Here is a 9,695-nt window from a genome sequence, read left to right as displayed (position 1 = left end):
AGCCGCGCACCTTGTCCTTGGTGCCCCCCTGCCATATCGCCCTGCTGGCGGCTTCCACCATCGCCGACAACCTGGCGGGGCTGGTGGCGGCCGGGCGCTGGCAGCAGGCCATGCCCACCAATCTGCTGCTGGTCTCCGGCCCCTCCAAGACCGCCGACATCCAGCAGACCCTGGCCTACGGCGCCCACGGCCCGAGCCGCCTGCTGGTGGTGCTGGTGGAGGATTGCTGATGCGCTGGAATGAATTTGACGCAGCCGTGCTCTCGCGCATCCCGCAGGAGCGGCTGGTGAGCGACCCGGACTTGCGATTGGCCCACGGCACGGACGCGAGCTTCTACCGCCTGGTGCCAGAGCGCATCGTGCGCCTCGATTCTTTGGATGAAGTGCGCTTCGTGCTGTCGGTGTGCCGCGAATTGGGCCTGCCGTGCACCTTTCGCGCCGCCGGCACCAGCCTCTCGGGCCAGGCCCTGAGCGATTCGGTGCTCATCACCCTGACCGACAGCTGGCGTGGCCACCGCGTTCTGGACGATGGCGAGCGCATTGCCTTGCAACCCGGGGTGATCGGCGCCGATGCCAACCGCTATCTGGCGCCCCTGGGGCGAAAGATTGGGCCGGATCCCGCCTCCATCAACGCCTGCAAGCTCGGCGGCATCGCCGCCAACAACGCGAGCGGCATGTGCTGCGGCACCGCCCACAACAGCTACCACACCCTGCACGCCATGACCCTGCTGCTGGCCGATGGCACCGTGCTGGAGAGCTGCGATCCCCAGAGCCGCGCTGCCTTGGCGGCCAGGCGCCCGGAGCTGCTCTCGGGGCTCGCCGCCCTGCGCGCCGAGGTGCTGTCGAATGCCGAGCTTGCCGCCAAGATCCGCCACAAGTACCGGCTCAAGAACACCACCGGCTACGCCATCAACGCCCTGCTCGACCATGAGGACCCTGTCGATATCCTCACCCACCTGATGATCGGCTCGGAGGGGACCCTCGGCTTTATCGCCGAGGTGGTGCTCGATACCGTGCCCGAATACCCCCACAAGGCCTCGGCCCTGCTGGTGTTTCGAGACGCCGAGCAGGCGTGTCTGGCCACCTCGCGCCTGAAAAGTGCGCCGGTGGCGGCGGTGGAGCTGATGGATGGGCGATCCCTGCGCTCGGTGGCGGGCAAACCCGGCCTGCCGGACTTTATCAAGACGCTGGATCTGGCCGCCTGCGCCCTGCTTGTGGAGGTGCATGGGGAATCGAAAGAGGAGTTGGTGGATCGCTGCGAGCAGGTGACGGCCATGGCGGCCGAGTTCGCTCAGGTCGCCTCGGTGCCTTTTACCGTCGACAGCGCCGGCCTCTGGGCCATTCGCAAGGGGCTCTTCCCGGCGGTGGGGGCGGTGCGCACCACCGGCACCACCGTCATCATCGAGGATGTCGCCTTTCCCATCGAACGTCTGGCGGAAGGGGTGGCGGGGCTGCAAGCCCTGTTCGATCGCTTCGAATACGGTGAAGCCATCATCTTCGGCCACGCGCTGGAGGGGAACCTGCACTTCGTCTTTACCCAGGGGTTCGACGAGCCGGCCCAGGTGGCCCGCTACGGCGCCTTTATGGATGCGGTGGCGGAGCTGGTCGCCGTGCGCTTTGGCGGGTCGCTCAAGGCCGAGCACGGCACCGGCCGCAACATGGCCCCCTATGTGGAGCTGGAATGGGGGCCGGAGGGGATGGCGCTGATGCGGCGCATCAAGGCGTTGCTGGACCCCGATGGCTTGCTCAATCCCGGCGTCATCATCAACGACGACCCCAAGGCCCACCTGGCCCATCTCAAGCCCATGCCGGCGAGCGATGCCATCGTGGATCCGTGCATCGAGTGCGGCTTTTGCGAGGCGGTCTGCCCCTCGCGCACCCTGTCACTGTCGCCGCGCCAGCGCATCGTGCTCTATCGGGAGTTGTCACGCCGTGGTCGCAGCGGTGAAGTGGCAGGGGATCTTGCCCGGCTGTTTGACTATCAGGGGATTGAGACCTGTGCCGCCACCGGGCTGTGCGCCGATCGCTGCCCGGTGGGCATCAACACCGGCAGCCTGATCAAGAAGCTGCGCAGCGAAAAGTACCAGCGCTTCGTGCCCATCGCCCGATGGAGCGCCGATCACTTCGCTGGCGTGACCCGCACCGCCCGCAGTGCGTTGGGCCTCAAATCCATTGCCGGCAAGCTTCTGGGAGACAAAGCGCTGGCGCGATTGGTGAACGGGGTTCGCCATCTGAGCGGCCAGCGCACACCCGCCTGGCTGCCCACCCTGCCGGGGCCGAGCCGCTACCGGTGGCCGCAAGGGGAGGGGAGCCATGGCGGATCCAGCGAGGACATTGGAGAGGATCGCGCCGTGGTCTATCTGCCGTCGTGCGCCAGCCGGGTATTCGGCCAGCAGGAGGAGGCCCCGTCACTGCCGGACGTGGTGTTATCTCTGCTCAATAAAGCGGGCTGCCGGGTCATCGTGCCGGAGAGAGTTGAGGGGCTCTGCTGCGGCATGCCCTATGACAGCAAGGGTATGAGCGAGGTGGCTGCGGCCAAGCGCAGTGAGCTGGCGGCGGCGCTGTGGCAGGCAAGCGAGCAGGGGCGCTGGCCCGTGCTGCTCGATACCAGCCCCTGCGTGCAGCGACTGCTCTCGGGGGCACTCGGCAAGAGCCTTCGGGTGTTCGAGCCCTCCGCTTTTGTGCTGGAACACCTGCTGCCCCACCTTGAGCTGACCCCCATCGATGAGACCGTGATGCTCCATATCACCTGCAGCAGCCGGCGCATGGGGCTGGGGGATAAGATGCTGGCGGTGGCCCGCGCCTGTGCCCGCGAGGTGATAGTCCCTGAGCATATCGAGTGCTGCGGCTTTGCCGGTGACAAGGGGCTGATGACCCCGGAGCTCAACGCAGCCGCCTTGGCAAGCCTGCCCGCCCAGGTCCCCAGCGATTGCCGTCAGGGATTCAGCAACAGCCGCACCTGTGAAATGGGGCTTAGCCAGCACGCCGGCATTCCCTATCACAGCATCCTCTATCTGGTGGATCAGGCGGCGAGATAGGGAAAAAAACGGCAGGATAACTATCCTGCCGTTTTCAATGGGGTGAACAAGGTGGCTTTAAAGCGGGACTTGTCTGGTGCTACGTGCTATGAAAGGGGCCGATGCTGATACGAACGATGGCAAGGAAGGATTGATGACGCCGCTGAACCACTATCTGCCTGCCTATCACTTCTGTGAAGAGCACGCTCGCGACATTGCCGCCGACCCGCACACCGTCATCCAGGCGGCGGCCAACTATCGACCGGAAGCGGATCCGGCCTTTCGCCACCTGATCGGCTTGCGGGAAGTGCCGATGCGCCTTGGGCATCTTCTTGGCCGCCAACAGAGCGCCAGCCCGCCTCCCTTTGGCTTGGACAGATTCGTGCCGCTCGACAGCCAGGACGACAACACGCTGCTCTACGGCCTTGTCGGCCGGTTCTGGCGGCCGGACTTTGGTCTGGTGACCATGGTGGACAGTCAGGCGTATCTGGACTTTGCGGCGCCAGGCGTCGCCAAGCTCACCCTGGGGTTTTCGGCCAGCCGCCAGCCAAACGGCACCACCCGGTTGACCACCCAGACAAGGGTGTTCTGCCCGGATCTGGCCTGCCGCCTCAAGTTCGCACCTTACTGGTATCTGATCCGCCCCGTCAGCGGCCTGATCCGGCGCCGGATACTGGGCGCCATCAAGGCCGAGAGTGAAGGGGGGTTGTTATAGCTGTGCCGGAGCACCCACTTTGACCTTCAATTTTTGGCGCAAGCAGGAGATAAGGAGTAGTGGCTCAACAAGGTGATGGTTCAAGCGTTCTTCTGAATATTTCTTTAGTGCTCGAGTCGGTAGCCAGTGACCCCTGTAGCCCGCAAGAAAACATCGAAAAATGTGGCCAAGCCGCAACGTGGAGCAGCCGGATCACTTTAACCGGCAGTCGTTGGCGTTTATCTCCAACCAGACGGCTGAGATATAAACCATTCAATAGATAAGGTTTGACGTAGGTTGGGTTGAGCGAAGCGAAACCCAACACGGTAATATTATTTTTATCCCATTGAACGTCGGTTTGGAGCATTTAACGTAGGTTAGATTAGCGCAGCGTAATCAAGTGAACGGGAAGGTAAAATAATTTTAGGTGGAAATGAGATTATCCAGTTTTAGATATTTTAATATAGCTCTTGCCCCTTAACTTAAATATCAAGGGGCGTTTCGCGAACGTCCTATTACGCTTCGCTAAGCGAACCTACGGCCTTGCATGAACGATCAGGCGAGATTAACCTGTATTGGCTGATTCATTGCCATCAGAATACCGAACTTTGTCAATTGCCCGCATTAGAAATCGTTCATGGCAAAGGTGATCAAGATACTCTGGGGAAGCTCTATCTGGGAAACAAGCGGTCCAAAATTTCTCAGCGACTTGAATGGCATTTTCTGTTGCTCGATTAGCTGATGCAAGCCATTCTTGGGGGGTGCGCCAAATATCAACTTTGTTTGGTGCGTAGTGCATACTGGAATCTCTGAGTGCTTTGGTGTCTAATATAAAGGATGTGAATGGCTCTTCTCTTTGATGAATGTCTGATAATACGATAGGAGATCTTCCATCAGGGCGAAGTATCCTTGGATATTTTTCTAACTTTACATCTAGACTCAGGTATCTGTTTTTTTTCATGCCTCTAAGTTCTTCTTTGATATTATCATCAAGATCATTGCGTCTTACTGATTCTGCATATCCGACACTATTAACGAAAGACTCGATGAATGCGGCAGCGCTCACAACACATAATCTAGAGAAGGTGCAGACATTCCCATTTATCGCTGATATATTTTTATATTCATCTTTGCTTAATGCCCTAATTTGCATTTCATTGAGTTTCTTTGCAGATTGTTTCATTCGTTCATTTGCAGCTTCAGCATGTGCGAGTAATAAATATGTATCTTCAAGAAGGAAAGCCTCTTCAACGCTCGCAAAACCAGCATGTACCCCGATGCCTATTCTTGCATGAGGAGGTAAATCTGTTGGTTGTTTTAATCCAGCAGACTCAAATCTTTCAGCTAACCATCCGTAAGGGATACCAAATCTTTTTACATCTATTTCCTCTGAAAGTACTTTAAAGTCACGAGCGATCTGTCGTGATGGTTTGCGTCTAGGTAAAAGCGTGGCATGGTTTTTTACTGCGTCCTTTAATTGAGATGCTATTTGTTTTCCCTGAATTCTTAGTTCTCGAGATGTCGCAGTTTTTATAAATTCAGATACTATTTTTAGTCCGTAATCTACCCTGTTGTCTTTCCCTTTTATTCCCATCAAATCATGTACAAAATTTAGGTATATGTAGTATTCATCTATCTCACGTCGAATGTCTGTTGCTGACATTAGCAGTAGTTCCTTGTTGGCTAAATTATCTAATAATTAATCCTATTGAATATCTCTATATTAAATAAAGTATTTTTATGTCATTCCAATATAAATGTACTGCGTGACTTGAACATTATTTATTTCAATTTCATTGAAAAGCCATAAAATAGGAGGTTGAATTGCCCCTTTAATATAAAAAAGGGTTTTTCAAGTAGCACTATTGTAGCAACTTGCCACGGCCATAAGTTTGTATTAGGAATAATTAAAGTGGCTACAATCAGGAGCCACAGTTCCCTGAATGCAACGGTTAGCCAGCACTGATACGAGTGTTCCATGGGCACTTTTGGGGCTGTAAGGGGCAGACGTAAGGTATCAAATGGCGACAGCGTTGTGGAGGTAAATATTATATAAGGCATAGCATTTAAATGATTTTTTGAAGCCGATCAGATTTTCAAGGCGGTCAATACCCCGTCATTTCCAGATAGCCGACGCCCTTGGCATCCCCCGAGACGGATACCGCCCCCTCCCAGTAGTCAAAACGTCCCGTCATGGCCTGATTGGGTTGACGCGCTTTAATAACGAGATTCAAATCAGCGGCCTTAAGCTGCCACTCGACGGGGTAGGGCTGCCCCTTGGGGCCACGCCAGGTCTTGCCGGGGGTGAGGTGGATGTGATCTGGGCTCAGCACCCGGCTGCTGCCATCCCGTTCAATCAGGATGCCGTAGCGGTTTTCAGGCTCAGTGTGGCCCGCTTTGGTGCGCAGGCGAAACAGCATCAACTCGCGCCCATCGTCAAATTGCAGCGAAAACCAGTCCCAGCCCGATTGCCACTCGGCCAATACCGAGCTGCTCCACTCGTGATCGAACCAGCCCTCACCGCTGATGTTGCGGATCTCCCCATCCAGGGTCAGGGTGCCGCTGATGGTCAGGCGCGGGTAGGAGTAGTAGAAGGAGGCATTGCCCGGGCTCTTCTCGCTGTAACCCGCTTTGCCTTGCAGCACCGCGGGCTTGGCGGCGCTCACCTTCACATCAAGATCCCCCGCCTTGCTCTGCACCTTGAGGGTGGCGGGAAAGAGCGCTTCTCCTTGAGAGGCCAAGACCCACTCTTTCAGCCAATACTCACCGCCGCTGGCACCGGCGAGCCCTGGCCCCTGGCGGCTGGTGCGCTCGTCCTGCTGGTGGCGGCCTTTGCTCACATCCGTGATGGCGAACTGGGCCAACCAGAGCTGGGGGGTGAGCCAGGGGTTGTCGGATGTTATCTCCTGCTCGATGCCTTGGCGAAACAGGGTCCACTGCATGCCGTAGCCGCGCCCTTGCTCGTCTTTGAGGTTGCCGGTGAGATACCACCATTCGGAGCGGTAGTCGGGGTGGGCACCGTGATCTGCGGGCAGGAGGATGGATTGACCCGGCAGAGCCTTTTTGAAGTGATCGCTACCGCCACCCAGGATGGTCCCCAGATCGCTGGCCTGCGCGTGGCCGCTTATGGCAACAAGCGGGATCAAGCGGGCTGCAAGCCACAGGGACCGTAAAGAGGACAAGATTCCCCTCACCCTGGCCCTCTCCCGAAGGGAGAGGGGATGGTTCGCGGCAGCTCTGTGCGCTTCTCTGCGCTGAATCAAGTGCGGTGACAGAGATCTGGTCAATGGGAACGTCAAGCCATGGCCGAGCCAGAGCGCCAACCAATATGTCATACCACTCTCCTTGCGGCGTACCAGGAGGCCAGCGCCCCGCACACCGGCGCCAGCAGAAGCGCCGTGACGGCGTGCAGGGGGGCGGCCTCGAAGGCCAGCCGCCAGCCGAAGGCGCGGGGGTTGACCACCTCAATCAGCACCCAGGCGAGGCCATAGCCCACCGGCAGTGCCAGGAGCGCGGTGAGCAGCCCGAGGCCCGCCCCTTGCCACACCAGCAGCTGGCGGCAGTGGCGCGGGCTCAGGCCAAGGCTTTGCAGGGTTTGCAACTCGCCGCGCCGGGCGAGCCCCAGCACCATAAAGGCCGAGCCGATGCCGACAAAGGCGATCCCCAGGATCAGCAACTTCAATAGCTCGGTCACCACAAAGGTCTGATCGAACACCCTGAGGGCGGCGGCGTGGATGGCGGGGGCGGGCAACAGGTTCACCCGCTCGCCAAACTGGCTCCTGAGCCTGTCGCCAAGGTGCTCGGGATCCGGGCTGAAGAGGGCCAGGGATTGCACCTTGCCCCCTTCGAAGGCGTGCAGTATCTGCCCCTTGTCGCTGCCGTAATCCTGATAGACGCCGGTGACGGTGAAAGCCCTCGGCCCCCCTTCGCTGGTTACCTCGAGGCGCTGACCCACCCTGACCCCGAGGCGTACCGTCAGCGGTTCGCTCGCCAGCACCTCGTCGGGAGCGGCGGGCCAGCGCCCGGCGAGCAAGGGGTAGGCGGCTTTGAGCTCGGGGATAAAGTCCATCTGCGCCCACTCGATGGGCTGCCCCTGCCAGCGGGCGGGGAGCACGGCGCGGCGGGAGGCGGCGCGCACATCCGGCGAGGCGAGGATGGTGTTGAGGGTCTGCTCGCCCAGGGCGCCCCTGCTGCCGGCCACCCCCTTGGGGGCGGTGACGTAGAGATCGGCGGCCAGACGCTGGCCGAGCCAGATCTCCACGCTCGAGCGAAAGCTCGACACCATGACCCCGATGCCGATGGCTGCGGCGATGGCCAGTTGCAGCGCCATCACCGCAATGGCGGTGCGATCCAGGTGATAGAGGGTTTCGGCCACCCCGAGCCGGGCGGTGAGGGGGCCGCGTGCACGCAGCCGCCCCAGCAAGGAGCGAAGGGCATCGGGCAGCAGGAGGGCCATGGCGAGCAGCCAGCCTCCGGCCACGAAGAGGGCGCCGCCAAGGCCGGTTTCTGGCCGCCATAGACACAGGGCGCACAGCAGCAGGATGGCGATGGCAAGCCCCCGGCGTTGCCAGGGGTGAGCCGGTGGGCGACTGTTGCCCTCTCGCAGCGCAAGGGGGGATTGGCGCAGCAGTTGCCACCAGCCGGGCAGGTTGGCGGCAAGCATCCCCAGAAGGCCGATCACCATCGCCTTGCCAAGGCTGGCGGGGGAGAGGCGCAGCAGGTCGATGGGGTTGGGGCCATAAAGGTCGGCCAGCGCCTGGGTGAGCTGCCCCATCAGGGCGAGGGCCAGCAGGCTCCCCAGCAGCAGCCCGAGCAGGGTGCCGAGGGTGGCGAGGATCAGGATCTCCAGGGTCAGCCAGCGCAGCACCCGGCGCGGCGGCATCCCGAGGATGATGAGCTGGGCGAGCAGGGGGCGGCGCACGCTCTGCACGAAGCGCTGGGCGTTGAACACCAAAAACAATCCCACCGCCATGGCGAGCAGGGAGAGGGCGGTGAGGTTCAGGGCCAGCGCATCCCCGAGCTGGCTGGCATCGAGGGCCGGGCTGATGGGCTCAAGCCAGAGGGGCTGATGGGGGGCATAGGATTGCAGGGCCGCCTGCAAGGCCGTGGCCTCTTGTTCGCTGAGTTTGAAGACGATGCGATCCAGTCTGCCTTCCTTGCCAAGCAGGGGCTGGGCGAGGCCGATGTCGGTCACCAGCAGCCGCTCCATGGGGACGGCGCCGGGCTCGAAGGTGCCCGCCAGGGTCAGGGTCAGGGGGCGTTGCTCCTCATCCCCCAGCACAAAGGTTCGCGACTGGCCCGGTTGCCAGTCAAGGCGCCTCGCCTCGGGGGCGGCCAGCCAGACGCTGTCGGCGCGATTCAACGAGACATCGGGTTGGCTGTCTGGCGCATCGCCAAAGAGGCGGCGCAGGGGGCCGGGGTTGAAGAGATCCATCCCCAGCAACTGGAAGCTGCGCCCCTGCTCGTCCTTGAGCCAGGCGTGAAGCTCTGGCATGGCGTCAAGGTTCGGCTGGCTTCGCACCAGCCTCACGTAGACTTGCTCATCCAGGCCACTCTGGGGGGCCAGGCGGTAGTTGGCCTCCCCGGCGAGCTGGCTGCGGGCGGCGACGAAGTTGGTGCGGGCGCTGTGGTTCAAGAGCTCGATGGCCACCACCAGGGTGACCCCGAGGGTGAGTCCGGCCAGGCTCATCAAAAGCAACCAGGGGTGAGCGCGATAGAGGCGCAGCAGCGCCTTGAGGGGCAACATCAGCAGGCCCCCCGGCAGACGTCAGCCATGGCGGCGCCCCTTGAGCTCGACCAGTTGCCCCCCTTCAAGGCGCAGCACCCGATCCGCCAGGTCGCCATAGCCCGGGTTGTGGCTCACCAGCAAGAGACCGGCGCCGGTATCGCGCACCGCGCCCATCATCAGGGCCATCACCTGCTCGGCGTTGTGCTCGTCGAGACTCCCGGTGGGTTCGTCGGCGAGCAGCCAACGGGGCTGATGAA

General features: G+C 60.6%; 6 protein-coding genes and 1 pseudogene. 3 read left to right on the top strand and 4 right to left on the bottom strand.

The features are described from left to right. The 3 genes from AACR77_RS17675 to AACR77_RS17665 form a co-directional block, all read left to right on the top strand. A partial coding sequence (locus AACR77_RS17675; protein WP_042883087.1) for an LUD domain-containing protein occupies nucleotides 1-230 on the top strand: 230 nt, incomplete at its 5' end. Beyond that, the gene (locus AACR77_RS17670) at nucleotides 230-3,037 is read left to right on the top strand and encodes an FAD-binding and (Fe-S)-binding domain-containing protein (protein WP_042883085.1); all 2,808 of its coding nucleotides are present in this window, start codon (nucleotides 230-232) and stop codon (nucleotides 3,035-3,037) included. The genes AACR77_RS17675 and AACR77_RS17670, both read left to right, overlap by 1 nt. Before the next feature lie 133 nt (nucleotides 3,038-3,170). Beyond that, on the top strand, nucleotides 3,171-3,731 hold the full coding sequence (locus tag AACR77_RS17665) for a hypothetical protein (protein ID WP_042883083.1): 561 nt from the start codon (nucleotides 3,171-3,173) through the stop codon (nucleotides 3,729-3,731). 544 nt (nucleotides 3,732-4,275) lie between these two features. On the opposite strand, the gene AACR77_RS17660 is transcribed toward AACR77_RS17665, so the two are convergent. From AACR77_RS17660 to AACR77_RS17645, 4 genes and pseudogenes are all read right to left on the bottom strand, one after another. Next, nucleotides 4,276-5,373 carry a hypothetical protein gene (locus AACR77_RS17660; RefSeq protein ID WP_139739313.1) on the bottom strand — a complete coding sequence of 366 codons (1,098 nt, stop codon included), beginning with the start codon at nucleotides 5,371-5,373 and terminating at the stop codon, nucleotides 4,276-4,278. Between the two features lie 442 nt (nucleotides 5,374-5,815). Continuing rightward, a complete protein-coding gene (locus AACR77_RS17655) occupies nucleotides 5,816-6,856 on the bottom strand; it encodes a lipocalin-like domain-containing protein (protein ID WP_042883081.1) in 1,041 nt (346 codons plus the stop codon). 185 nt (nucleotides 6,857-7,041) lie between these two features. After that, complete coding sequence (locus AACR77_RS17650; RefSeq protein ID WP_042883079.1) at nucleotides 7,042-9,456, bottom strand: FtsX-like permease family protein; 2,415 nt, start codon at nucleotides 9,454-9,456, stop codon at nucleotides 7,042-7,044. Nucleotides 9,457-9,477: 21 nt separating this feature from the next. After that, a pseudogene (locus tag AACR77_RS17645) lies at nucleotides 9,478-9,695 on the bottom strand (ABC transporter ATP-binding protein); the annotation flags it as partial.

This window comes from Aeromonas sp. ZOR0002 (assembly GCF_963866995.1).
In the GTDB taxonomy this organism is placed as follows: domain Bacteria; phylum Pseudomonadota; class Gammaproteobacteria; order Enterobacterales; family Aeromonadaceae; genus Aeromonas; species Aeromonas caviae.
The sequence above is the reverse complement of the archived record's forward strand: the minus strand, read 5'-3'. Positions and strand labels throughout refer to the sequence as shown.

Coding starts and splice junctions, on each gene's coding strand:
- AACR77_RS17665 (WP_042883083.1), top strand. CDS start 3,171: ATGACGCCGCTGAACCACTATCTGCCTGCCTATCACTTCTGTGAAGAG.
- AACR77_RS17660 (WP_139739313.1), bottom strand. CDS start 5,373: ATGTCAGCAACAGACATTCGACGTGAGATAGATGAATACTACATATAC.
- AACR77_RS17670 (WP_042883085.1), top strand. CDS start 230: ATGCGCTGGAATGAATTTGACGCAGCCGTGCTCTCGCGCATCCCGCAG.
- AACR77_RS17650 (WP_042883079.1), bottom strand. CDS start 9,456: ATGTTGCCCCTCAAGGCGCTGCTGCGCCTCTATCGCGCTCACCCCTGG.